Annotated in this window: 19 protein-coding genes and 3 pseudogenes; 7 read left to right on the forward strand and 15 right to left on the reverse strand. The window is 57.7% G+C overall.

Going from position 1 to position 23,906, the window contains the following annotated elements; genetic code table 11:
- Positions 1 to 76: 76 nt before the first annotated feature.
- From AC5ZFO_RS36035 to AC5ZFO_RS36055, 5 genes and pseudogenes are all read right to left on the reverse strand, one after another.
- A complete protein-coding gene (locus AC5ZFO_RS36035) occupies positions 77 to 796 on the reverse strand; it encodes a hypothetical protein (RefSeq protein WP_282524043.1) in 720 nt (239 codons plus the stop codon).
- Positions 797 to 854: 58 nt separating this feature from the next.
- On the reverse strand, positions 855 to 1,604 hold the full coding sequence (locus AC5ZFO_RS36040) for a P-loop NTPase family protein (RefSeq protein ID WP_282524042.1): 750 nt from the start codon (positions 1,602 to 1,604) through the stop codon (positions 855 to 857).
- 1,613 nt (positions 1,605 to 3,217) lie between these two features.
- A pseudogene (locus AC5ZFO_RS36045) lies at positions 3,218 to 4,549 on the reverse strand (M16 family metallopeptidase).
- 89 nt (positions 4,550 to 4,638) lie between these two features.
- A pseudogene (locus tag AC5ZFO_RS36050) lies at positions 4,639 to 6,055 on the reverse strand (M16 family metallopeptidase).
- A gap of 323 nt (positions 6,056 to 6,378) precedes the next feature.
- Positions 6,379 to 7,089 carry a hypothetical protein gene (locus tag AC5ZFO_RS36055; protein WP_496123266.1) on the reverse strand — a complete coding sequence of 237 codons (711 nt, stop codon included), beginning with the start codon at positions 7,087 to 7,089 and terminating at the stop codon, positions 6,379 to 6,381.
- Between the two features lie 1,141 nt (positions 7,090 to 8,230).
- Here AC5ZFO_RS36055 and AC5ZFO_RS36060 point away from each other — a divergent pair.
- On the forward strand, positions 8,231 to 8,416 hold the full coding sequence (locus AC5ZFO_RS36060; protein WP_282524040.1) for a hypothetical protein: 186 nt from the start codon (positions 8,231 to 8,233) through the stop codon (positions 8,414 to 8,416).
- Positions 8,417 to 8,513: 97 nt separating this feature from the next.
- Here the strand turns inward: AC5ZFO_RS36060 and AC5ZFO_RS36065 are convergent.
- From AC5ZFO_RS36065 to AC5ZFO_RS36110, 10 genes and pseudogenes are all read right to left on the reverse strand, one after another.
- Positions 8,514 to 8,798, reverse strand: a pseudogene (locus AC5ZFO_RS36065) (hypothetical protein); the annotation flags it as partial.
- Between the two features lie 122 nt (positions 8,799 to 8,920).
- Positions 8,921 to 9,505, reverse strand: coding sequence for a tetratricopeptide repeat protein (locus tag AC5ZFO_RS36070; protein WP_496123267.1), 585 nt, complete (start codon positions 9,503 to 9,505; stop codon positions 8,921 to 8,923).
- A 31-nt stretch (positions 9,506 to 9,536) separates the two neighbouring features.
- On the reverse strand, positions 9,537 to 11,654 hold the full coding sequence (gene sctV, locus AC5ZFO_RS36075) for a type III secretion system export apparatus subunit SctV (RefSeq protein WP_496123268.1): 2,118 nt from the start codon (positions 11,652 to 11,654) through the stop codon (positions 9,537 to 9,539).
- Positions 11,655 to 11,661: 7 nt separating this feature from the next.
- Positions 11,662 to 12,090, reverse strand: coding sequence for a type III secretion apparatus assembly chaperone SctY (gene sctY / locus AC5ZFO_RS36080; protein ID WP_282524037.1), 429 nt, complete (start codon positions 12,088 to 12,090; stop codon positions 11,662 to 11,664).
- Positions 12,091 to 12,092: 2 nt separating this feature from the next.
- Complete coding sequence (locus tag AC5ZFO_RS36085) at positions 12,093 to 12,632, reverse strand: hypothetical protein (RefSeq protein ID WP_282524036.1); 540 nt, start codon at positions 12,630 to 12,632, stop codon at positions 12,093 to 12,095.
- 33 nt (positions 12,633 to 12,665) lie between these two features.
- Positions 12,666 to 13,556: a SctD/MshK family protein gene (locus tag AC5ZFO_RS36090; RefSeq protein WP_496123269.1), complete on the reverse strand. Its 891-nt coding sequence runs from the start codon at positions 13,554 to 13,556 to the stop codon at positions 12,666 to 12,668.
- A gap of 114 nt (positions 13,557 to 13,670) precedes the next feature.
- Positions 13,671 to 13,904 (reverse strand): nodulation protein NopA, encoded by a 234-nt coding sequence (locus tag AC5ZFO_RS36095; RefSeq protein ID WP_282524034.1) that lies wholly within the window; start codon positions 13,902 to 13,904, stop codon positions 13,671 to 13,673.
- A 71-nt stretch (positions 13,905 to 13,975) separates the two neighbouring features.
- Positions 13,976 to 14,272 (reverse strand): hypothetical protein, encoded by a 297-nt coding sequence (locus AC5ZFO_RS36100; protein ID WP_496123270.1) that lies wholly within the window; start codon positions 14,270 to 14,272, stop codon positions 13,976 to 13,978.
- A gap of 904 nt (positions 14,273 to 15,176) precedes the next feature.
- Positions 15,177 to 16,976 (reverse strand): HrpF/NolX family T3SS translocon protein, encoded by a 1,800-nt coding sequence (locus AC5ZFO_RS36105; protein ID WP_496123271.1) that lies wholly within the window; start codon positions 16,974 to 16,976, stop codon positions 15,177 to 15,179.
- Between the two features lie 1,461 nt (positions 16,977 to 18,437).
- Positions 18,438 to 19,139 carry a secretin N-terminal domain-containing protein gene (locus tag AC5ZFO_RS36110; protein ID WP_282524032.1) on the reverse strand — a complete coding sequence of 234 codons (702 nt, stop codon included), beginning with the start codon at positions 19,137 to 19,139 and terminating at the stop codon, positions 18,438 to 18,440.
- Positions 19,140 to 19,331: 192 nt separating this feature from the next.
- Between AC5ZFO_RS36110 and AC5ZFO_RS36115 the strand changes: the two genes are divergently transcribed.
- Genes AC5ZFO_RS36115 through AC5ZFO_RS36140 form a run of 6 tightly spaced genes read left to right on the forward strand, consistent with a single transcriptional unit; the run spans position 19,332 to position 23,849 of the window.
- Positions 19,332 to 19,853 (forward strand): nodulation protein NolB, encoded by a 522-nt coding sequence (locus AC5ZFO_RS36115; protein WP_496123272.1) that lies wholly within the window; start codon positions 19,332 to 19,334, stop codon positions 19,851 to 19,853.
- 17 nt (positions 19,854 to 19,870) lie between these two features.
- Positions 19,871 to 20,725 (forward strand): type III secretion system inner membrane ring lipoprotein SctJ, encoded by an 855-nt coding sequence (gene sctJ, locus AC5ZFO_RS36120; RefSeq protein WP_282524030.1) that lies wholly within the window; start codon positions 19,871 to 19,873, stop codon positions 20,723 to 20,725.
- Positions 20,726 to 20,744: 19 nt separating this feature from the next.
- Positions 20,745 to 21,365 carry a nodulation protein NolU gene (locus AC5ZFO_RS36125; RefSeq protein ID WP_282524029.1) on the forward strand — a complete coding sequence of 207 codons (621 nt, stop codon included), beginning with the start codon at positions 20,745 to 20,747 and terminating at the stop codon, positions 21,363 to 21,365.
- A complete protein-coding gene (gene sctL, locus AC5ZFO_RS36130; protein WP_282524028.1) occupies positions 21,362 to 21,985 on the forward strand; it encodes a type III secretion system stator protein SctL in 624 nt (207 codons plus the stop codon). The genes AC5ZFO_RS36125 and sctL overlap by 4 nt, the downstream gene beginning before the upstream one ends.
- On the forward strand, positions 21,982 to 23,337 hold the full coding sequence (gene sctN / locus AC5ZFO_RS36135) for a type III secretion system ATPase SctN (RefSeq protein ID WP_496123273.1): 1,356 nt from the start codon (positions 21,982 to 21,984) through the stop codon (positions 23,335 to 23,337). Before sctL ends, sctN begins: the two co-directional genes overlap by 4 nt.
- Positions 23,313 to 23,849 carry a hypothetical protein gene (locus tag AC5ZFO_RS36140; RefSeq protein ID WP_282524026.1) on the forward strand — a complete coding sequence of 179 codons (537 nt, stop codon included), beginning with the start codon at positions 23,313 to 23,315 and terminating at the stop codon, positions 23,847 to 23,849. Before sctN ends, AC5ZFO_RS36140 begins: the two co-directional genes overlap by 25 nt.
- Positions 23,850 to 23,906: the final 57 nt, after the last annotated feature.

A 23,906-nucleotide genomic window follows, 5' to 3' on the forward strand; every position in this document is an offset into this window, starting at 1 on the left:
TGCGTTCGCGTCCCGTTGAGAACGCTATTGAAGACTGCTCATAGCCGGACGAATAGCTGGCAAGCAGATCGGAATCTCAAGTAGCCCTTGTGCAACGTAGGCTGTCGATATCCGTGCCCCGAGATCGATAGGCGTTTCGCAGCATCACACTCGTATCCAGATCGCGAAAGATGCTGTAGTTCCGTCGGATCCATTGATGCAGCTCGGTGGACCAGTCCTTCTCGTTGCGCAGATATCCAGTGAAGGAAAAGCTAAGCCGGTCTATATATCTTTTGAGGAACAGCGGAAGCGCGGGAATCCGAAGTACCCGCTCGCCATCCATCGCTTCAGGTAATTCGCCGCGCAGCACGAATTCATTGTGGACGGTGACCAGCGACGCCGGCGGAATTCGCCGCCGCAGCATTTCATAACCGCGAAAGGAGATGCGGTCAGCGCCCGCGACGAAGAGGATGATAGGAGCGACATAGCAGCGGGCCGTCTCCTTCATGAAGCCGATCTCCTCGCACATTTTGAAGAATTCGTCGAAGGCGTGAAAGCCGAGATCGATTACCTTGGGTACCCGATCGTGGATGATAAGAGGGTCCATCAGCTGCATCTTTCCGTAAGTGTCGATCACATCCGCGGTCTCCGTGATATTGGGGAGGTAGTCGAGCAATGACGGCTCTTTCAAGTTGACATCAAACGACAGCGCTGCGCCGTTTTTCAGCAACAAGAACTCGCTCATGGCCCGAGCGATGAGAGTTTTACCGACCTGCGGGCTAGGAGAGCAGATGATGTAGATGGGGGTCGCTAACATAGCCAGCAGATCAATTTTGTTTGTACGTGGGCCCAACCTGAGCCCGCCGAATATGCGACTACTTTTCGCCGGCCCGGGTTGCGGACTTGGCGCCGGCCAATTCCGTCAAGTTGATGCGATCAAACTCGCTCCAGACGTTTGCCAGCCAGTGCCGGACATAGCCGCGCAGCACGAACGAGTTGTTCGTGGGTTCATCGTTCCGCCCCTTGTTTGCGACAAAGTCTACGAATGGGACGGATGCGACTTCCACCTGCTCATAAGCCATCTCGTTAAGCTTCGGTATGACCAACTCAGTCGCATGTTTGATGCGGTGAAAATAGGAATTATAGGTCGCTTGATCCCACTGGAAGAATTGAGTGTCGTTGATGAAGTTCTTGACTAGGTAGTACTTTGCGCCGCTCATGAAGGTCGCGGTTTCCGCGATCTCGTCTAGCGAAGCGATGGATGATCCCAGGATATGGAATACGGCAAACGTGATCTGGCCAGACCGTGCCGAGTCCAGAAATCCGATGTCGCGCAAGGAAGCCAGCGCAGAGGACAGTAATCCTGCACGAGCATCGATGACAGTGACGGATAGCCCTGAGTTCAGGGTATCGAAGATCTTCATCTGATCCGCCGTCGTCGTCATGTCGACGATCTCGGTAATCTCGGGATAAAAGCGCTTCAGCGTTCCCCGCGGCGACTCCGTGTCGAATGCGCGTATTTGCACGTTGTTGACGCTGAAGTAGTCCAGTAGCGTTCGTGATACGGTCGTCTTGCCGACTCCTCCCTTGTCCGCACCGACCACAATTACAACTGGCTTCACCATGGAAATCTCCTGAGATACTCGCTGTTGCCGCGCGCAAAGTGCGCAACCGGCGCGTCTCTGCTTTGGGTGCGAACATGGCAGAAAGAAGGGGCAATGAACCTTCGATGCGAGAGCTCTGCAACCGATGAACTTTATCAACATCAAGCGAGTGACGTCGTTGGATCGAAACGACGATGCAGGCTGAGAGTGGGAGTAAATCACTTGTACTGGTGATCTACGTGAGGTTTGTGGGCAGCTGAAAATGCGCACCACCAAGAATCAACTATGTGCCTGTGGTGGTCGTTGCGATTGCCAAAGGTTATATATCGCTGCCGCTATCTAGATTGGTATGAAGCGACCAAATCTTACGTAGCGTCAGACTGCGAGCTGGTGGAAGCGCAATCGAGGCGGTGCTACGCGGTTCGGCTATGGCTTGGGAGATCATCAAAGGTCTGCTGGATCAGATCGTCGTTTCGGCAGATAGCGAAGTGGCTGGTCAATTACCGAGAGATGACCCTGAACGACGAGCTCTCACTCTGCTGAAGAATATCGAGATATGCGGGCGCTGAAGCGGGCTGGTGACGCAAATAGAAGGCATGCGTCTGCTCGCGCCGAGGCGAAGTTAAAGTGTCATGGAGAACAAGATCGAAGGGTGAGGGGGGGCGTCGGCCGGCTCAACATCGGTGGCGAGAGATATCGAGGACGCTCCGTCAAAAGAAGCCGGCGTCGTGCGACCGGAACCGGTAATCTTTGTCTTGGGCGCAGATTTCGCCGATGACGCTGCGTGGTGCGGGTTCAGAAGAACCTTTAGGGGATGAACGATGGGTTGGCGCATGTGCGGCTCTCGCTGCGCCGCTTCCTTGGGGGGCGGTGTACATTTTTAAAGCGCCCACTCTGATCACCACTACTAGGCAAGCCCGCCTGAACTGGGTTGCTAGGTGCGCGTCCAGTTCTCGTTCTTCTGGTCGGTCGCGCTTTAAGATAATTGGTCTGCATATTCGGCCTCGGCATAAAGCGACATCACGCTCGCTTTCATATCGGACAATCACCGAAGCGTGCCAGGCGCCCCCTTGAGTTTGTGCTGTAGGCGTCGATCCCGCTGGCGCCACGGTACAGAGCGCCAGCCTACCAGGGCAAGGCAGCTCGAGCACAACTGAACGCGACTAAGGCGGATACTTACTGCAAATGAAGGGAGGCGTGGAAACAGGAAGCATCAACCTCATAGCTGCCGTTGAAGGCCGCCGAAAGTAGCGATCCCCTGGGACTGCGAAGAGCTCCGATCCGGGCATCGCTGGTTAAGCCGGAACGGAAAAGAATGAGGACCAAGCCATTTGGTAAGCGGTTATCTCTACGTCTGAGCCATTCCCTAATGGCACGACCACAGTGGAAGCTCGGCCTCAGCGTAGCCCTCGCTAGGGCCGTTTTCTTGGTGATATCGCTACTTGCATATCGCTACCCTGAAGACATCAAGCCGGACTGCCGCCTTTTTGGCAACGCGATTGAGCAAAAGCGGCACTCGAGCGGCGGGATGGTAACTGCCCGACGAGCGAATATCTCCGCGCTCAAGGCGGGTGGCTAGACGCACTCTGCGCGCAACAGGGAGGCGCTTGCTAAGCGCCCGGGCTGCTAGAAGGTTAATTGGGTGGCGCCGTCAGGGCGGCGTCTAGCTGCTCGGCGCCTGGCGCGGGTGTGGTCCCCGATGGCATGGTGGTCGGCTGCGCTGCGTCCTTTTGGGGGAGCGGCCGACGATAATTGTGAGCAGACCCTCGCCCCACAGCCGCCGCGCTGCTCTCTTGGCGTCCTCCAACGTCACCCCATCGACCACGGCGTTGTGCTTTTCGACATAGTCGATGGGCAGCTTGTCAAGCTGAAGCTGCAGCAGCGTTCGCGCAAGCTTTGATGATGTGTTCAGAGCCAGCACTTGCAAGCCCTTCAGGTAGGACTTTGCATCATCGAGTTCCTGCTGAGTCGGTCCTTCCTCGGCGATGTGGGGACCTGCTTCTCGATTTCTTCGACCGTTTGGCCGGCACGATCGGCGCAGGTGCCGCTATTGCCGAGAAACATGGCTGAATGATCCAACCAGACCAGGTGCTCACGGACGGAATAGGCCAGTCCGCGCTTCTCGCGGACTTCGCGGAACAGGCGCGACGTCAGGCCGGCGCCGCCGAGGATGTGGTTGACGACATAAGCGGCCATGAAATCGGGCTCGCTGCGACGGACGACTGGACCGCCAAAAGTCACAACTGTCTGCGGCACGTCGAGCGGAATAAAGACCCGCTGCGGCGGCTTTGCTGCCACGACTTCGGGAACCGACGTCGCTTCCGCTTTGGTCGGCAGGCTGCCAAAGGACTTGTCGAGCAGTTTGCAGAGCACCCCTGGATCGACGTCGCCGACCACCGCGATCTTGAGCGTGTCTTTTGCGATCACGCGTCGAACATAACCCTTGAGATCCGCGGCCTCGATCTTCGAGCGAGCCGCCGGCTGGGCGAGCATAAGGATGATCGCTAAAGGCGCCTTCGAGGAACTTGCGATGGGCCAGAGACGAAGGATCGGTCGAGTCGTGCCGAAGGCGCGCAAGCACTTGGCACGGGTCCGTTCGACATCGGCCGCGTCGAAACGCGGCGAGGTTAGCGCCATCCGTAAAAGGTCGAAGGCCTCGTCCGCATTGTCCTCGAGCGTGCGCAAGGCACCGCGGAAGTGATCATGGGTCGAGCGAAAACGCAGCTCAATGGCACGACGGTCGAGCCGCTCATGAAAGGTCTGAAGTCAAGGTCGCCGGAACCTTCCCTGAGCAGGCCAGCAACCATGTGGCCTACGCCAGGTTTTTGAGGGGGATCCCGAGTCGCGCCGCCAGTGAAGGCAAATTCCATCGCGATCAACGGGACAGTGGAATCCTGCACGAACCAGGCTTCGATACCGCAAGGCGAAACCAGGCGCGTGATCCTGGTCCGCGCAAGCGTCCTCATGGCCGCAAGCGAATTTGGCTAAGCGAGCATCGCGATTGAGAGCGAAGCGCCCCCGAGGAGGATCCCACGTCGTGTGCAAGGATGGATCACTAGGGCTTCTCCCCGTCTTTTGGCGTAGACTCTCTGATGAGATAGCCGGTCACCGATCGTTTCTTGTCGAGCCATTTCCGCACGGCCCCGTGCACCTGCTGTGCACCGATCGCGCGGATGCCGTCCGACCAGCCTCGAATATCGTCGATGCATAGTCCCGTTGTCAGGCCGCGGCCATACCAGCGCGCGAGCATCTCCTGATCGTCCTGGTCGTAGGTTACCTGCGCGATCAACCGCGTCTTGACCCGCGCGAGATCTTCGTCGCTCGCGGGGTTACGCGCAAGGTCGGCGATTACCCCGTCGATGGAGCGCTCGATCTGGCTGAGTTTGACGCCAGGTTTTGGTATGGCAGAAATCTCGAATAGCGAGGGATCGAGCGCGGCAGAGTGGTAGCGCGCTCTGGCAGTGACCGCGAGCTGGTTTTCGACCACCAGCGAGCGATAGAGATATGAGTTGACGCCGCCGCCCATCAACTGCTCGAGCACGTCAAGCACTGGACCCTCGCCTGCGGCCGCGGTGCGAGCCGACGGTACGAGATAATAGCGGTGCAGGGCTGGCTGCTCGACGCGGGAATCGGCCAACCTGCGGCCGCAGGCGTTCCAGGGGAATCGATGGTTGCCTGGGGATGCCGCCAAACGTCTCCTTGACCATCGAGCAGACTTCCTTGGAGGCGATGTCGCCAGCGACAATCAGGATCGCGTTGTTCGGTGCATAGAAGCGCTGGTAGAAGGTAAGCGCGTCCTCCCGGGTAAGCTTTTCGATTTCCTGGCGCCACCCGAGAATGGGGGCGACCGTAGGGTGGTTAAGCTAAAGCGCCGCCATCATCTGCTCAGCGAGCCGTTCGCCTGGATGGTTGGCGACGCGCTTGTTGAATTCCTCCAGCACGACGTCCCGCTCGGACAGCCCGTTCTCATCTTTGAGACTGAGGCCGGTTATGCGGTCGGCTTCAAATTCCATCATCTTGCCAAGGTGCTCGCGCGGCACGTGCTGGAAGTAGCTGGTGTAGTCGAATCCGGTGAAGGCGTTCTGATTGCCGCCCGCGCGCAGCACGGCCTCGGAGAATTCGTTCGCCGGATGTTTGGAGGTGCCCTTGAACATCAGGTGTTCGAGGAAATGCGCAAGCCCCGATTTGCCAGGCGGCTCATCGGCGGAACCGACCTTATACCAGATCATCTGAGTCACAACGGGTGTGCGATGATCCGGGATCACGACCACCTGCAGGCCGTTTTGAAGCGTGAAGCTAGCTGGTCGATCTGATCTGATCGTGTCGGCAATGACGCTATCCTCATGGGGAAGGTATACGTCAGTGTGATCATCTATTCTGTGCTCGACCGCCGGCGCAGTGCGCCTCGTCGATTCGAAGGCATTAGCGGCGGTACCTCCCGCCTTGGCGGTGACCGAAATCCGGTTCTTCATGGCATCGCCTTTCGTTGCATACTGATCCACGTTTATGGCGGGCAAATCCGATAAACGGGGGAGCCGCAGGTCGTTTTGGAAAACAGCAGAGCAAAAACCGGACCAATTGCCGAATCGCGTGCTCACAGCCGCGCGCACCTCCGAACCGGCGCATAATTGTCTGGCCAAAGGTGAGCCGTCGACGGTCGTGAACACGACATTGCGCACAACGCGCCAGGACAACTTGGCGTCAACTGACGGAATGGAAACTTGCAGAAAGGGTGGATTGAGCGGCGATATGGCGCCAGTGCACTTTAGGCAGGCTCGCTATTACACATCTCGCTTTACACGATGAGGGGCTTAGCAAGATTTCTCATGGTCGCGAGGCGGGAGTCGGCGAGCAGCTCCTTGGAGTACACTGCGCCGAAATAGTCCAGGACGAAGGTGCCAGAATAGCGTAGATTATGCGACGCTCGGATTACGTTATCGAGAATTGTGGCGGCTTGGTCGATGCGGTCGCGATAGCATGCGCGGATAACGTTAACGGCGTTCATCGAGTGGACCGCCTCGTCGGCAATAACCTGCCGCAGCCAATGATGGAACGTGTTGTTCCCAAGGGCATCATAAAATGGCTTTTCTGCTGCATAGGCGCGGCAAGTGCACATCTCATCAAACGCGATTATAACCATTAGGGAGAATTCGTCCTTCAGGTGTTCAACGATCGGACCAAAATCATGCGGTCGGGCGTCCAATCTCGCCCGCAGATCCTTTTCCGACCCGTCAGCAATAAGTTCAATGATCCGGATGAATCCGTCGGTGTGGCGCTCTTCGTCAATCTCCCAGGCGTTGAAGAATGCCGCAGCTTCATCGGAAGCAATAAGATTTCGCGCCACTAATTCTTGTTTCAGATACCGGGCGTCATATTCCGTGTACAGATCAGGCCACAATTTGTCCCAACGAGCGCGGACAGCCGACGGCTCGGCGGCGAACATCGCTGGCGTAAGAGCATCGAATAATTCTTTTGGACTCCAGTTCCGTCGAAACGGCGTGATCATCCGAGTGCCCCTAATCGCGTCCCGAAGCGCTCCGGCTCAACATTGTTGTCATCTGTTGTCAGCCGTACGCTCGCACAGCATATGCTACAAACAAACAAGAGATGCCGTCGTCTCCTTGTTTTGGTAGGCTGATGGCCAGAGGCCTTTCGGCTGGCTGACGCCTCCTCTTGAATGGCGCAGTAGCCTTTCGTGATGCACACCGCCGCAAAACCAGGGACACTCGTCATTGCCGGTCCAACACGGCCTCACCTGACTCCGGCGGCGCCGCCATGCTGACAGGCACCATAGTTTCAGCGAATTCACGACGCCGCCTGTTTAGGGGGAGGACTGCGGCACGTTTTGAAGCACAATGAGCGGCACACGTGGCATCGGATGGGAGGCTCGGGCACCAATCGGATGTGGACCAAGGGGTGGTTAGTCTACGTCCCAGGAGATCCCGGCCGTTGGGCTCGTTCCCATAGCCTTTTACTTTTCGGAACTTGCGGCGATACTACTTAAGATGAGCATCGATGAGTATCTATGGCCTTCTTCGATTTCGCTTAATGAATCCCTGTGCACTCCCGCCGCGCAAGCGCACTGCTAAATGCCAAAGGAAGGTTACGCGATTATCTACACGACCTGGTAAATCGCCTAGTGTTGCGAGATCAAGAGGATTTGTCTCTAATCAGCATTTCGGTTGTCGACCCGCGAGGTAAACAACTGCTCAGTCTCGCTAGCGTCGATGAGACGGAGGAAGTCACAGTTGCGTGCCGTTTGCTGTTTATGGAGCCAAAGGGATGCCGGCAAAGCACCGGCCCTCTTCGTCCTTCAAATCACCAACAAACGGATTGCTCATTACTCCTGAGGATTCGAAAGACAGGCCAGATCACAGTCATCTGATGGAGATTGCAAGCCGAAACTATTCCTACATTCCGCTATCCGACCAATAAACTGAGACAAGGGGGTGCAGAAGCGCACGGATGGACCACTGCCGAGCCGGGTTTTATGGGGATGTGCTCCTTGTGGAAGACGTTCATTGTCGGTCCCCCTCATGCCGACAAGTTTCTGCCAACCGTTCACGCCTTCCACTCCTACCGCTAACGGATCGAAAACCGTTTTCGAGCAAGTTCTTGCCCGGGATAACAGGGGAGGAGATCCACACATGACCGGATCGGCCGTTATGGAAAACGTGCGCCGCTATCGCGCGATAGCTTCGTTGTGCCGTCAGTCCGCCGCATTTCGGCCAATCCAACGGGACTCATTACAAGCGCAAGCTGCAGAGTGGGAGGAACGCGCGATCGCTGAGCTCGAGAGATACTTTAGTTCCTCGGCCGCATGTTTTCGTTAACGGCAGCGCCTCGCAGATCCACATCGAACAATAAGTAAGGTTCACGAGGGAGAACGGTGGCCAGGTGATCCGGTTGCGCAAGCCAGCCGTCGTGAAATCATGTCGGCGTTGGCGCTACTGTCTTCAGCTGCGGCAAAGATATAAGTGGCTGCTCGCATTTGGCATCTTTGTTCTTGTTCCACTTGTCGCCCTCCTTGGCGGGATTGAGTGCCATCATCGAGTCACTTACCTCAGCAAAACCCAACGCTGCTGCGCGAGCTTTCGCTGGGCGATTGGATGTATATAGAGGACGAGCGGTTCGTGGCCACGAACCGGAGCTGACGTTCCAGGAGGATTCGCCTGGGTTGTTGGCCAGCGGATGAGTGACACTGAGATCTATCGTCGAGGTGCTTTCATTTCATCCAGCAAACTTAAGACTTTGACATATCAACCATTGGCGGTTTGGAAATGAGCGAGTACGGCGGGTTGCCCTTGGGGCGATCCGCTCTTGTTCGTTGACTACCTCTAACGGTACGGTGCGTGCCGGCCATCCGCTTGCAGTTGTGGGTCGGGATTGCCGTTCTGCGTCGTCCCTTCAAGGGCGAGCGACAGCTTGAGATTGTTGCTCAACATCGGATTTTCCGGGTCAATTGCCAGAGCTTGGCGGTATAGCGTTTGCGCCTCGTGATGGCGGCCCTCGTGATCGAGCATAACACCTTTGGCATTCAGTGCGCGCAGGTCGCCGGGTGCTACGAGCAAGATGTTGTCGAGCACCTCAAGCGCCTCATCAGCGCTTTCACGCATCAGCAGGCTCCGCGCAAGAGGAATCGCCGCATCGACATTGTCCGGTCGTTGCTTCAGCGCATCGCGCAAAGCCTTCTCGTCAGCATCCCGACCGAGGGCGTGAGAGATGCGCTCGCGCATAGCTGGATCGACCTCCTTGGCCCCAACCAGCTCTGCCGTAGACGTCGACTGCCGTGAAAGACCCGACGTGTGCGAGTTGGCGCAACCCGCGAGCAGCACAATGGCAAGCATGGGGAGAAAGGCCGAGCACGAATGGCGACGGAAGTTACGCCAGCGCCGCAAAACATTAATGTTACATGAATTCATAAGCGACCTCACGACCCCACGCCTGTGCTCGTCAGCCGGCCGCAGGGAGGAGGTCACGATGCCCGCCTTTAGGAGTCTTGTCCTTGCCAGGCGCAAGTTTGACGGAGCCAATCGGCTGGACGGTGAAATCCGAGGCGAGATCCTGATACGAGAGAACAGGTAGGTCTATTCCATTGCGGGTGAGAAAGCCGCGCACGAAGCGCCGGATATCCATCGAGCCCAGGATAACTGGCTGGTTCTGACCGCTCGCGATGCTCGAATGGATCTGGCGAAATTGTGCAAGTAGCATCTCGCTTTGCCGATCCTCCAAAACGAGGTAGGGACCGACAGCGGTCTCGCGCACCGCACCTCGCACGATATCCTCGGTCTCACGCTCGACGATAAAGGCAGCCACAACACGATGGGCGTTGGCATAGCGGTGACAGATCTGCCGCTTCAGAACTGAACGCACATATTCGGTGAGCAGTACGGCACTTTGCTCCCGTTCGCTCCATTCTGCAAGCGCCTCCAGAACCAAACGGGTGTTCCGGATCGGGATGCCCTCGTCCAGCAAGCGACGTAGCACATCCGCGATGCGAGGGATCGGTGTCGTGCGCAGCACCTCCTTCACCAGGTCGGCATATTCCTGCTCCATCCGGCTAAGCAGCTGACGCGTTTCCTGAATGCCCACCAGGCGCTGTGCATAGCGTGTCAACGTCGACTGGACGCGCAAGGCGATGATTTCGCTCGGACGGTGGTGCCCTATTCCGGCAGCTTTGAGAGCGGGCGCATGGCCTTGTTCGATCCAGATCCGATTCGTGTCTGGGTCCTGCCAAAAGGGAATCCCGCTCAGTTCAATGTTCGCCACGTCGTCGTTAAGTAAGAGTTGTGTCGGGTCAATGGCGCTCTCCTCCACCGGCACTCCTTCGACATCCACCCGGAATTGCGATTGGGCCAGGTGCTGTGCGCTTTGGGCGGGAATGCGTGGAATTGTGATGCCAAGATCAGCTGAAACCAGTGCCGAAACCCGTGCGACGCACTGCTCGAGTTCCCCTACGTCGATTGCATGCATCAGGCTCGGCGCTAGCAACAGTGCAATCGGAAGTGCCTCCGCGGGCACGGTTTGCTTCTGACCTTGTGCGGAAGCGGGAGCCGAGCCGGTGGGACCGGCGCCGGCCTTTAGAGCGGTCTTGCCCTCTTGCACGCCAACCTTGAGAAAGCTGGCGGCGGAGAACAGCGCGGCCAGTATGACAAAGGGCGGCAAAGGGAAGCCGGGAACGAACCCCATCACAAGCAAGACACAGGAGGCCAAGCGTAGCGCTTGTGTGCTGGCCGTAAGTTGGTTGACGATATCGGCGCCGAGATTGAGTCTGGAAGGACCGTTGACACGAGTGACAATGGTTGCGGCTGTAATTGACAGCAGCAGGGCCGGAATCTGCGAAATGAGCGCATCACCGATCGTCAGGATGGTATAATGATGCATCGCCTCCTCGAGGGACATGCCCTTGGAAAGCGATCCGATCGTGATGCCACCCAGCATGTTGATGCAGATGACTATTAGTCCGGCTATGGCATCGCCCTTCACGAATTTCATAGCGCCGTCCATCGCGCCGTGCAGTTGGCTTTCTCGCTCCAGCGCGCCGCGCCGGCTGCGGGCTTCGTGCTGATCTATATGGCCGTTGCGCAGCTCCGCGTCGATCGCCATCTGCTTGCCCGGCAGCGCATCGAGCGTGAAGCGCGCCGATACCTCGGCCACCCGTTCGGCGCCTTTGGCGAGAACCATGAACTGCACCATGGTCACGATCAGGAATATGACAATGCCGACGGCGATGTTGCCGGATATGACGAAGTCGCCGAATGTATGAATGATACTGCCGGCATCGCCCTCGGCTAGGATCAGTCGCGTCGTTGCAACGGTAAGAGCAAGACGAAAGACGGTGGAGATCAGGATGACGCCCGGCAGGGACGAAAAGTCGAGCGGCGTGTTGAGATACAGGGCTACCATCAACAGCAATATGGCAAACCCCAGATTGAAGCCGATCAGCATATCGATAACGACGATCGGGATCGGCATGATCATCATTCCGATCGCCAGAAGAAGCATCAACGCGACCATCAAATCCGGGTGAGCCGGCGCACGCGTGATGAGATTTCGTAGAAGGTTGGCCATGGAAGCCTTATTGTTGTTTGATTGCAGCTGGGCTGCCCCGCAACAAAACATAGCGTTTGAAGACGGCTTGCGCTTCGGTCATGCGGCCAGCGTGGCGCAGGGCGTGGCTGCGCATCAGCATCAAGGGCGGGCACGAAGATGGCTCGTCATCCAGTTTGTCAAGCCTGTCCAATACCGACAGTGCTTCGTCACCGCGACGCTCCGAGATGAGAGCGTAAGCCAAGATGCGGAGCAGGCCGATGTCTTGAGACTGTTCGTGAGCGACCAGCCGCAACAGAGCCAGGCTCTTAGCGCTCTGTCCGCACGCAAGGTAGACGTAAGAAAGCACGCAGAGCAAATCTCGCTCCGGCCCGGAGATCAGCTCGATAGCGCCGGCTTCGGAAACGATCGGCGGCCGTGTAGATGTGAAGTGTTGCACTTTGTCTGGCCCGAGCATTGCTAGCCTTTGATCAAGCCGTTGTGAGTCTGCCGGAGCAGGATTAAACGTTGCAGCTCCAGTTGCAGAAGGGCGGCCCCTTCACGTGGCACCAAATCCTCTGGCGCGGCTGATAGCGTATCAGCCAAACGCTCCAGAAGAAGGCCGTGTTGCTCTGGACGCAGAACATGCGAATGGCGTAAGCGCGGCGTCACAAAGGAGAGCAGACTGTGCGCGAGATTGGGCTCATTAAGCCAAGCGAGTTCCGAGCTTGGCTCGATCTGACCTGGCGGGGCGCGCGCCTCGTCTAGATTGATGCGCGAAACTGCATCGATCGAACTGAGCTCGAGCGCGCTCTCGATCGTGGCGTCCACCAACCGATCCAGTACGTCACTAGGACGAGAAAGTGAGGTTTGGCTCTTGTGATCATTGCCACGCGTCCGGTCAATCCCGATGGACTTGGCCCGAGAATTGACCGGCGTGATGGCAGATGCATGATGATCAACGTTTGGCTCCTGAAAAGAGGTGCCGGGCTCGACGGGATTGGGGGGCAGCCTAGTCATGGCGCTTTGCTTCCTTGCCTGCGGCCTAAAACGTTAATAGGGTAGAGTGGCAAGCCGGCCATCGCGGCTCAGCAGAACACGCCCTTCCTCAATCCCGTAGACGGTCCATCCATTGCTCAAGAGCGCGCCGACGAAATACTTTTGACCAGCAATGACAATATAGGGGTCGCTCCCGCGCCAAACAGCTTGGACCCCAATTGCGGGAGGCGTCTTCTCATCCTTGATGGCCACTGCATTGACGAGCGTATAAGCGCCATTGCTATTGTGATCAAACCGCTGCTGGACGTCTCGCCATGTGGCGAGCGAGGCGGGCGTAACAGTGCCATCGGCGGTGACAACGCCCGCCCCAGAGCCGACCTTGATGCCGACAAGGCCCGCTCTGTCAACTTCCTCTTGCAACCGTTCGGCAGCTGCATCGGTGGCCAGAGCATCAGGAGAGCTGAGCGCCAGCTTGGGCGCAATGTCCGGAGCAGGGGACGACGGACTTGACGCCACGGTGGTATTGGTCTGGACAAAACTGGATGAGACTGCGCCAACCGCGGCAGAGCTGATCAGGACCAAAGCGAGAAAGGCGAGCGATATATGCCGGCGGTCGATGGAGTCAGCTTGTTTGTAGTCCTCGATCGTCCAGCGAATGGACATCGCCCCGGCATGCAAAACGACAGGAAGAGGGACAACAATGGATTCGTTCGGTAAAACAGTCTCGTGCCCCTCGATCCTAACGTCCCTCGCAAGGGCCTCGATCTCGATTGAATTGGAATGGGGGGTGACACGAAGATGGTGCGATTCGAGGCCTTGTTCGACGAAGATCAAGTCAGCATCGAGGCTGCTGCCAATCAGACACGATCCGACCCCCACTTTACTTGTCAGCCCGGAGTAACACCCCGACAACACTTCGAAATGCGGGCAATTTGGTTCATTCACGGTCGGTTTCCTGAACAGCGAACGGAACCGTACGGCAAAACCGTACGGCCCGTGCGACTTCACAGACTAAGCAGCCGGGGAAAGTGGGGCGGCGACGTCGCCCCATCTCATCCCTTACTGCACCCGCTCATCGGCGGCTTTCTTGACGGTCGAGAGCTCGGTCGAGACGACCCGAAGTTCCACATCCCTCTCAGCAGCCTTTGTGCTGGTCGCAGTCAGGGCGGCGATTTGCCGTTGGAATGCCGCCTCTCCAGCAGCTTCAGCAGCCGTGGAAGCGGCTGCAGCAGTAGCGGTGCCGGCTGCCCCACCTGCAGTCGAGGTATGAGACGCACCAACATTTTTAGACATACTATTCTCCTGTGTGCTCGAATTGCGCCGCGACGTGCGGCTCCTATTTCCAAACGTCGCAACATGCAACGTCAGGAATCCTCCTCTGTCTCGGCCATGACATCGTCGAAATGGCTCATTGCACTATTCGCAACTTGGAGAGCAGCGGCTCCCAAAGCGGCGCTGAACGCTTGCTGCATAGCGGCTTCTTGCGAGTTGCCGCTCGGAGTGGGCGCGCCGCCGTTTACGGGAATGTTTGCATCAGGCGATCGGGCATGATCGTCGCGCTCGCCAGGCTTGTGAGATCCGTTTCTGCCGCCGCTTTTGCCGCCAGCTGCATGGAGGTCAACATCGACGTGCCCAGCGCCGCTAGAGCTCGTAACGCGCATCGGGTTCTCCTATGTCAATTCGATCGTGCCAATGGAGGCCTTGTCCGCCATCAACTATGCAAGTATTAGCTTTCGAGAAGCTGACGAGTCGTAGAAAATGCAATGAGCCGATGTGATGAGCAACGTGCTCACCCGATCAAGCTCCACAAACGATTGTTTGTCTTAACCTGGTCCATCACCATTATACATCTTCACCAGCCGACCGTATTTCAACAAGTTGCCCGCGAAAGCTGGAGATCAGATGGTCGAAAGCTTCAATAGCGAAATATCAAAGCTACACAAAAGCGTTTTCAGCTCGACGTGCTGCAATCTCGGGCGCACGTCCGTTGCGATGCCTCCGAGCTCTTTCGACAATTTGCTTGCGGTCACGCGAAGCGGCATGGAGCTTGACCTGGTCGGAGCGAGGGGCAAAGCCAGAGTGACGGCCGATTGAGCGGCCAAGAGCGGTCTCTCGGTCCTGGCGGGGCCATAGCAGATCCGTCAATCGCCACCTACTTTTCAGGAAGACCGAGCAGAAGCCCGCCACTGGAGCAAGAGCCCTTTGGGACTTCTACGGCTTCGGACCAATGTGCTCTCGATCCTTGCGCAAGCGGTAAGCTCCGCGGCTGCGGCCGGTCTGTCGCGTAGTGTTAATGCATCGCGGTCTCGACAGGCGGCGTTGCAGTCGATGGAACTTCACAGCGGCAGACTGGGTTTGAGGTCGGATTCGAACGATCGAGTGCGGCCAACATGGTTTTGCACACAGTGAAGAGCCGAAATAAGTTCCTCGGATTCGGGGGCAGTCTCAAGTATGCTGGTAGAGCTTGCGCGACCTAGTGCTCGGCAGGGAGGCCCAACCGCGCGGAGGCCGCGCAAGCTCGATTAGCATTTCCAGCGTGGTCCTGAGAAGATGGCGTCCCTCCGCCTAGGCGTTAGCGCCTACAGCTTGCAAGCGCTCGGATTCGATGCGAGCCTTTAGGTTATTCAGATAATCCTCCGCGCAGGACTGGGCCACCGAAACCGGCAGGTTGATGCCGGCCGTCGCGGCTTCTTGAATTGCCTGCTTCACCAAGCCCTCTCGCATTGCCAATTTGACCTCGGGTCCGGCGATGCAGCCCACCGCCTGTGCCGCAAGGTTCAGCCCGGCTTCTTCCAGCGCTTGCTTTATGTTGCCGCCACTGACGGCAGTATGAAGAAGATTTGCAGCTTGCGCCTCGGCTTCGAGCACCATTGACGCCAGATCGGCCAATTCACCCAAGCCTGGAATGAAGCCAAGTACACCGACTGCTGTTGCGGCCCAATCGAATACCTTAGAGCCAACTTTGAGCACGTCGTTAAGTGCGTGCATGAAGGCGCCACCGTTCTTTTTGGGAGACTTGATGTCGGGCTGGTCTGCCATGCCCGTCGTCATGTCCGCGACCGCGTCCTGCTCGGCAGGCGTTCGGACGGCATGCGTCTTCACTTGGTGAACGGTGCGGTTCGCACCCGACATGTTGTTGAAGAAATGGTCGAAGTCGCTGTTGCTGATGTTGCCGGAATCGACCGTATGGCCGCCGCCGAAGTCGAAGAACTTGTGGTGGGTTTTGTAGCCCGTAATCGCGTTGTTCATCAACCCGAACAACACAGGATCGCAGAGCAGCTGGGAGGCCGCCTTTCGCACCTCGGGCGCGAGGGTCTTATCATCGACCATGCTCGCCAGCTTTTCCCGGGTCAGGTCACCCTTCCCGAAGAAAGCGTTTTGGTTCTTGCTGATCGTATTGAGCGTATCGAGCTCGGCTTGCGTGAGATTGATCGATGATGAAGCAACCTGCAGGAAGTCCTCTTTGTGGACCTTGTCTATCGAGCCACCGTACAACTGCTTCCATTCATCCGGATGGTCGAGGAAGTATTGAGCGGCCGCGAGGACCTGTGGCGGGCATTTGCCGGTTTTAGCTTCGCCGTCGACGATCCGCTTGAAATCCGCAAGGCTCAGGTTCTTAGGCAGGTTGTCGGCATAGCGATAGAGCTCGCGCAATGCATCGGTCTGGGTCATAACCGATGGCTCGCCATTCCGGGTGCCGTCGGAAGGGATGTAGTTTTGCGTATAGCTCTCTGCCCGCTGCTCCTGGAAAGCAGCAACCTGAGGGTGGTGATCGGAGAAGCCGGAGAGATCACCTGCTTTGATCTTCCCGCCGCAGCGGCCGTCACCTTGCGAGCCTATCGCATAGAAGAGCTCTGGGTCCTGTTGCAACGCCTCGATCGCCGCCTTTAGATCCGGCGGAGTGGAGGGATCGTTGGCCAAATCTCCAAGGGATTTCCAATCCAGCGGGCATTTGTCTTTGTGTCGGTTCAGCACCGACACAATCTCCAGCTCGGCATCAGTCAGCGTACCGCTGTTCCACGTGATCCTGGAGCTTTGTACGGGTGCCTCTGCAATCTTTGGGGCGCTCGCAGCGGAGGAGGACTCCGCGGAGGATGGCTCTGGGGCCTGCTGACATGCGTCAAGTGCGGCCTCGATCTCCGGCGGGAGGATGCTCCGCACCTCCTGCGTGAGTTCCTCCGTCAGCCGCTTGGCTGAGTCTGCAGCCGGCGGATTCTGTGGAGTGGAATGGTCATCGGCATTGTCTTTCAACGAGAAACTAGCCAGCATCGCCTCGAAGTTTGAAAGATCCCGCGCCGATGAGGGCCCGGGGGCCAGTCCGGACATACTCGAGCTGGCGGTTAGCGATAGGTTGTTGACTGACATTATACGTCCTCTGATTTGAGATCGCACCACACTGGTCATGTGGCGCAGCCGGAGAATCGCGACGAACAACGAGCAAGAAATGTCGACAGGCTTCGATGGCTCCTACCACCTGCTTCCAATTGCTCAGTGCGCCCCAGCGCTCAGTTCCGCTACAATCTATAGGCACATCGCCGTCTAGATATTCACGCCACATGGTAGGTTCGATTAGCTTTCCAAAAGCTGACGGCGCTCAGAGGTTTCTCAACGAGACGCGCAGTGATGGTGTGAGAGGCGGTGATGGGTTCTCGATATCGGAATCGGCTTTCTTGTTATGCTCGATCGCTTGCCTCGGGGCCAACTAGGTCGAATTAGCGAGGCCGATTCTGCCGCTCTGCGGATGATCACGTGCGCCGATTGGTCAAACAACGTCGCAGGTCTCCGCAGCATCTTATGGTGAAATGACCCACGCGGAGCGACCTCGCGCCGGTGTCCAACGAGAGTGTTGGCGCTTGCGTAGATGCTGCGGACCGTATTGCGCCGCGCGGATCGAAGCTCAGCTGCACTCGGCATTCTTCATGTCATCGTGCTTAGCCGCTTGGCGAGTGTTCGCCCGAACCTACAGGCCAAATGGAAGGGTTCAGCGACGGTTTTGACGAATAAAACGTTCTTCCGTGTGAGGCACACCAGGGATGGTGAGCGTTGTTGTCCGGACACCCCTGGTAGCTATGAGATCGCCGCTTCTTAGCATTTCGATCTGAGCGGGCGTAGCTGTTTGGCCAGTGAAGACCCAGTCGTCCTTGGCGCGACGACCGTTCGCCATGGCAAAATCTCCAATGTCCGGCGGAGCACCCCTGCGTCAACAGGGGCCCGGCTTGAGACGGTCCAGCGTGAGGTGACCCGGCCCGCATGAGCCAAGGCTCAAGATCTTGAAATCGGAGGCGTCCGTGCGGTGTTGAGCGATCGGCTGTTGAGAATTGGACCGCTCGTCGCCACTCAATGATGGCTCACACCCGATGATCTGCCTCCGAGTTCCTGCCAAATTAGGTCCTGGCTGTATTCAGGTATTTCATGCAATGCCATTAGTTCACGCTCAAACTCCCTTGGACTGGCGAACGATGAGGACGAGTGGGACGCTGGGCTGTTGTCCGCCCGGCTTAGCGCGTTGAAGTCCATCCCGTTCCTCCTTTTGGACAACGGAGTGGGTTTCATTCTTATACGACGAAGCTCATTTGCATGACGGACTTCGTGGAGTTGTTCAAAAGCTCGCATGAGGCGCTAAAGTGGCAAAGCACGCTCACCGATGCTGCTGGTTAGAATTCTGGTTCGCACCGTGGCTCCGGTTCGGACGTTTATTGCGCCACCCTGCGGCATCGGCCATCTACACATCCGCGCTCTGACAATGGCAGCAGTAGCTTTCGAAAAACTGACAGAGGGCATAAGCAGACGCATTGCATCTCTTCCAGGCCATCAGTTGTCATCAAGTCATTTCTTACCTACATCGGGTGTGTGGACCGCGCCGTCTTGATGTGGCGCCTCCGGCGAAGGAGCGTCATTCGGTCGTCCTTCGCGAATGACCACGCTGGAGGATCCCCGAAACAGCATCAAAACCGACTCGTGCGGCGGCTTTTCGGCACTGCTCGGGTTTCGCCGTGCCTGTGCCTCCGCCGCAAGTCCTTTTACTGTTTGCTCCACAAGCGCGACAAAGCGGGGTGGACCAGAGGCGAAGACGAGGCCATCTCCCGGTACGGGTCTCACGATGTAACGCTCGTCGGAGATGTTGAGCGCATCGAGTGCCGCCTTGAACGCATCAAAGCTGATTGGACTCAAGACCAAAAGGCGGCTTTGCGCCTCATGCGCATCGGATACGTAGAGCACCAGCCCATCGTAGTACCATTGAAGATTGTAGAGATTAATCAACCGTTCGAGGAACTCTCGCGGTGGGAGATCCGGCATTCGCCCGCGAATCCGCCCCTTCACCCCGGTGCTGACATTGACTCTGATATTTAGGTTGTTGCCGAATTCCTGCAGTGCGGCCGCGAGGTCCTGATCCAGAACCGTGTAACTATAAGGCGTCGATGGCAGCGCCAGGGGAGCGCCGAGCGCCTCGACGACGCCAAAGCAAATGAAAACACCAGCATAGAGAACTTTCGTCAAGATGTGCAGCCTTGTGGATGGGATGAGCATTCCTGCTATTTGTACACTTGAGAACAAGCACCGGAATTCGTCCCAAAATGTGGAAGCCGATGCTTCGTCCCAAATTGGAAGCTAACCGTGATCATTAGATGACAGATGCTCGTCAGTTTTTGGTCAGCTTGCTTCTCCAAAGGTGCGGCCCATTCGTGTGAACGGAACGGCTCATCTCACCACGGGACAGAAATGATTTCCTCCATGTTGTTTGGCGTTACGTCGATCTCTGCCAACTCCGTCGAGTGTGCCTCCAACGGCTGTTCGCCGGCGCACGCTCAGTTTGGCGAGAGTCTTGCGCAGGCGGCCTCGAACCAAGGTGTCGCCGCTTCTGCGACCGAGCACGCGCCAGCTCCATCGCTGCCGGAAGTGCATCGCGCAGTAGCGCCGGAGAGCCTGCTAGGCGATCGCGTCCTTCAGAGCATTTCTGCTATCCACCAGGGCAGACCATTTCCGTCGGGGGCAGTTTCGCCGGCGCTCGTCGGCGAGCCTGATCCTACCAAGAGTCAGCAGCTTGGGCCGGCCGCGCAACCGGTCTTGCGTGTGCAGCAAGTGGAGGTACATCCAGTGGGCCAACCGGAGGGTGCGGATCATTTCGACTCGGCGCTGACGAATCTGCGGGATGTTTACAACGGCGTCATCCAGGTTTCGCTCATCTCCAAGGGGACAGGTGCTGTGAGTTCATCTCTGAATAAGCTTCTATCGGCGGGCTGAGTGGGTCGTTGGCTGTCTTGACGAAAGACAAGATCGGTAATGGCTGTCGCGCAAGAAAGCGGCTTCATGCTCTCGTCCTGTTGCCGCTTTTGCTGACCCTCGCCGGTTGCAAAGCTGATCTGTATACCAAAGTTCAAGAGCGTGAAGCCAACGAGATGCTTGGGCTGCTCCTGAGCAAGGGCGTCGATGCCATTCGTGTTGTCGGTAAGGATGGGACCAGCACAATTCAGGTGGAAGAAAAGCAACTCGCCTACTCAATCGAGCTGCTGAATGATCAGGGCTTGCCGCGCCAATCCTTCAAGAGCCTTGGTGAGGTGTTCAAGGGGGCGGGCCTCGTTGCCTCTCCGGTTGAGGAGCGAGCCCGCTACGTCTATGCTCTCAGTGAAGAATTGTCGCGCACGATCAGCGATATCGATGGGGTTCTCTCCGCCCGTGTTCATGTCGTTCTGCCGAAGAATGATCTTTTGCGACAAGATGCAACCCCGTCTTCGGCGTCGGTGTTCATTCGATACGCCTCCAACGCGAAGCTCTCAGCCTTGCTGCCGCAGATCAAGATGCTCGTCGCCAACAGCATCGAAGGTCTATCATACGACAAGGTGGCGGTCGTGTTCGTGCCGGTTGAGCGGGCTCATCATGAGGTCTCCGTTGTGCAAACGGCAGCTTCCACCGAACCAACCAAGTTCATTGCAACCCCCATTGCGATCGGTGCAGGAGGTGGGCTCGCCGCGTTGGGCATTCTATCTTACGTGCTGCTGAGCACACGTGGGCGACAGCTTCGTCAATCCTGGCTCAAAGTGACAAGTTTCGGCAGAGATGCCAGCAAGCCAGCGGTCCAGTCCGCCGGCAAAAAGCTCTCCTCCGATCCGAAATAGTGGCAGCAGGTTCGTATCGATGGCATCCACTAATCCAAGTTATTCACTCAACCCGCATTCCGATCGCCTGCGCGAGCTTGCCGCTTTGATCCATCCCAGCCGGTTTGCCGGCCATCTTGATGGGCTCCTGTCGGCAGCGACAGTGCTGCAGTTGCAGAAGTCTCCGAGACTGCAGCAAAGACTCGTAGAATTGCTGCCAGGTAGTGAGCTGGTTGCGAAGGGAACCGACTGGGGTAGGGACGTTCTGCTCGGGCATGATCCGCGTCGGGCGGCGCTGCTCGCTGGCAGTATCTGGCATGCCCGTTCGGTGCTGAAGCTTGTGTCAAGGCATGATGTAGCGATTCTGATCGAAAATATTGGTGCCGAAGCACATGCTTTCGCAATCCGACACTTATCCAGCGCCGTCGCACCCACATCGATTGACGATCCGCAGAAGCTGGCGAGCCAGATTGAACATGAGGGATTTGCCTGCCTTGGCGCTTGGCTCAAGGACGCATCAGAGCTTAACCGTGTGCGCGTTCTTTTCCGCTTACCTGTGGGGACCACCGCCGAATCTCCAGCCGCCGAACACCACAACTCAGCGGGTAAGTTACTGTCTTTGGTGGTGGCCCACTTGGCCACGGAGGAGCCAGCGGCATGACGGCCAATGAAACAGTCTTGCCAGATAGCCCGCGAATACGGCCGCTCGGTCCGCTCATACCAGCCGCGGAACTTGGCATCTGGTACGATGCGGTACAGACGCGCGCGCTAGCCGAGCGATACCTGCGGCAGGTTCGCAGTTGGGCAAGGAAGGCCTATCAGCAGGAGCGGGAGCGCGGGCACTGCGACGGTCTAAGGTCAGGCTCGGACGAAATGGCACAGCTGATTGCCCGAGCTGCTTCCGATGTGGCGGGGCGAAAAGCCGTTCTGCAACAGGAGTTACCACACCTCGTCATTGAGATATTGACCGATTTGTTGGGCTCCTTTGATCCGGGTGAGATGTTGGTAAGGACCGTTCGTCACGCTGTCGAGAAAAGATATGGCAGCGCAGAAGTATGCCTTCACGTGTCTCCTGTGAACGCTGATGCACTAAGACATGAATTCCTGGCGTTCGATGGAACGAATGGTCGGCCGAAAGTCAGAATTGATCCGGACCCTGCCGTGGGGCCGGACCAGTGCGTTCTGTGGAGTGAGTTCGGCAGTGTCGATTTAGGACTTGCCGCGCAGCTCCGCACATTGCGTCTCGGCCTTAATCCATCTTCTCAGGAAAGCTATCCGTGACGACGCAACAATCAGGCCATGATCAAGCCGGCGGAGAAGGAGATGTGCGTGCGGCGATAGCATCTCTGAGGTTCGCAGCAAAGGATGTCGATACGCGTGCCGTGCGGGGACGGATCACGCGTGCGATCGGCACCTTGCTCCATGCCGTGTTGCCAGGGGCCCGTGTTGGAGAACTTTGCCTATTGCAGGATCACGCTTCCGGATGGTCACTTGAGGCGGAAGTCATTGGTTTGCTGCCGGACGGGGTGTTGCTGACGCCCATTGGCGATATGGTAGGCTTGTCCCACCGCGCGGAAGTGCTTCCGACCGGGCGCATGCATGAAGTGTCAGTCGGGCCCGACCTGCTCGGCCGCGTGATCGATAGCTTCGGCCGCCCACTCGATGGCAAGGGGCCGATAAAGACGGTCCACACGTGTCCGCTCCGCGGCAAGGCGCCCAACCCGATGAGGCGGCGTGGCATCGAGCAGCCGTTTCCGCTCGGCGTTCGCGTGCTGGATGGACTTCTGACGTGTGGCGAAGGTCAGCGGATCGGAATCTATGGAGATGCCGGTTGCGGTAAGTCGACGCTGATGTCGCAAATTGTAAAAGGTGCGGCCGCAGATGTCACCGTGGTTGCGCTCATAGGAGAGCGTGGACGCGAGGTGCGTGAATTCATCGAACGTCATATTGGAGATGCCCTCGCTCGCACGATCGTTGTCGTTGAGACATCCGATCGATCGGCAATGGAGCGGGCGCAATGCGCTCATATGGCGACCGCACTCGCCGAGTATTTTCGTGATCAAGGGCTGCAGGTCGTTCTGATGATGGATTCGCTGACGCGCTTTAGCCGTGCAATGCGCGAAATCGGCCTTGCCGCAGGAGAACCTCCTACCCGGCGCGGCTTTCCTCCCTCCGTCTTTGCGCTGCTGCCTGGACTGTTGGAGCGTGCCGGTATGGGCGAGCGGGGCTCGATCACGGCATTCTATACCGTGCTTGTCGAAGGTGACGGTACGGGCGATCCGATCGCCGAAGAGTCGCGCGGCATTCTCGATGGTCATATCATTCTTTCGCGCGCGCTGGCCTCGCGAGAGCATTTTCCCGCCATCGACGTGCTGTCGAGCCGAAGTCGTGTCATGGATGCGGTCGCCTCTGGTCCACATCGCAAGGCGGCATCCGTCTTCCGTGATCTGCTCTCGCGCTATAATGAGGCTGAGTTCCTGATCAAGGTCGGTGAATACAAGCCGGGCAGCGATGCACTGACTGATCGGGCAATCGATTCAATCGAGGAACTGCGCGCATTCTTGCGCCAGGGACAGGACGAGCCGTCTAGCTTTGAGGAGACCGTTTCATGGATGTCGCGTCTGACGGCCTGAATCTCGTGCAAGCGTCGAAATTGCGGCTGGTGAAAGACATGAGAGAGCGAAGCGCGCTTCGTGAATTGTCGAACATGGAAGCCAGGCGCCGAATTGCGGTCGAAGCGCTGCAGCGAGCGTCTGAGAATCTTGAAGGCGCGGAGAATCGTCGCGCCAAGGTCGAAGCTGAACTTTATCAGGAGCTGGCGTCGCTCAAGACGATGTCCGTGACCGAGCTCGATCGTCGCTGTCAACTCGTCCTTGGGCGACTGGCAGCACAGATCGAATCGGCACGCCAGGCGCGTGAGCAGGCGCGCGTCGCGCATGAGCAGGCTCAGCGGTCAGTGAATGAGGCGCGGACCATATGGGCCAAGCGTTCGGCGGCGAGCCAGAAATGGGAGGAGATTGAGGGCGATGTCCAGCGCAATACCGCTGTCCGTTTGGAGTGTGCAGCTGAAATCGATGCCGACGACGAGGTTTTGCTCCGATATAAGGGTGGTTCGCGCAGCCAAGCGGTCGGTGGCTCGAACTGATGGCTCGTTCTCTCATGACGTCGCGAGCTGCGCCCGTGGAACCTGTCGGTAAATGCC

Source organism: Bradyrhizobium sp. Unk1 (assembly GCF_059512345.1).

Coding starts and splice junctions, on each gene's coding strand:
- AC5ZFO_RS36035 (WP_282524043.1), bottom strand. CDS start 796: ATGTTAGCGACCCCCATCTACATCATCTGCTCTCCTAGCCCGCAGGTC.
- AC5ZFO_RS36040 (WP_282524042.1), bottom strand. CDS start 1,604: ATGGTGAAGCCAGTTGTAATTGTGGTCGGTGCGGACAAGGGAGGAGTC.
- AC5ZFO_RS36055 (WP_496123266.1), bottom strand. CDS start 7,089: ATGATCACGCCGTTTCGACGGAACTGGAGTCCAAAAGAATTATTCGAT.
- AC5ZFO_RS36060 (WP_282524040.1), top strand. CDS start 8,231: ATGACCGGATCGGCCGTTATGGAAAACGTGCGCCGCTATCGCGCGATA.
- AC5ZFO_RS36070 (WP_496123267.1), bottom strand. CDS start 9,505: ATGAATTCATGTAACATTAATGTTTTGCGGCGCTGGCGTAACTTCCGT.
- sctV (WP_496123268.1), bottom strand. CDS start 11,654: ATGGCCAACCTTCTACGAAATCTCATCACGCGTGCGCCGGCTCACCCG.
- sctY (WP_282524037.1), bottom strand. CDS start 12,090: ATGCTCGGGCCAGACAAAGTGCAACACTTCACATCTACACGGCCGCCG.
- AC5ZFO_RS36085 (WP_282524036.1), bottom strand. CDS start 12,632: ATGACTAGGCTGCCCCCCAATCCCGTCGAGCCCGGCACCTCTTTTCAG.
- AC5ZFO_RS36095 (WP_282524034.1), bottom strand. CDS start 13,904: ATGTCTAAAAATGTTGGTGCGTCTCATACCTCGACTGCAGGTGGGGCA.
- AC5ZFO_RS36100 (WP_496123270.1), bottom strand. CDS start 14,272: ATGCGCGTTACGAGCTCTAGCGGCGCTGGGCACGTCGATGTTGACCTC.
- AC5ZFO_RS36105 (WP_496123271.1), bottom strand. CDS start 16,976: ATGTCAGTCAACAACCTATCGCTAACCGCCAGCTCGAGTATGTCCGGA.
- AC5ZFO_RS36110 (WP_282524032.1), bottom strand. CDS start 19,139: ATGCTCATCCCATCCACAAGGCTGCACATCTTGACGAAAGTTCTCTAT.
- AC5ZFO_RS36115 (WP_496123272.1), top strand. CDS start 19,332: ATGATTTCCTCCATGTTGTTTGGCGTTACGTCGATCTCTGCCAACTCC.
- AC5ZFO_RS36125 (WP_282524029.1), top strand. CDS start 20,745: ATGGCATCCACTAATCCAAGTTATTCACTCAACCCGCATTCCGATCGC.
- sctL (WP_282524028.1), top strand. CDS start 21,362: ATGACGGCCAATGAAACAGTCTTGCCAGATAGCCCGCGAATACGGCCG.
- AC5ZFO_RS36140 (WP_282524026.1), top strand. CDS start 23,313: ATGGATGTCGCGTCTGACGGCCTGAATCTCGTGCAAGCGTCGAAATTG.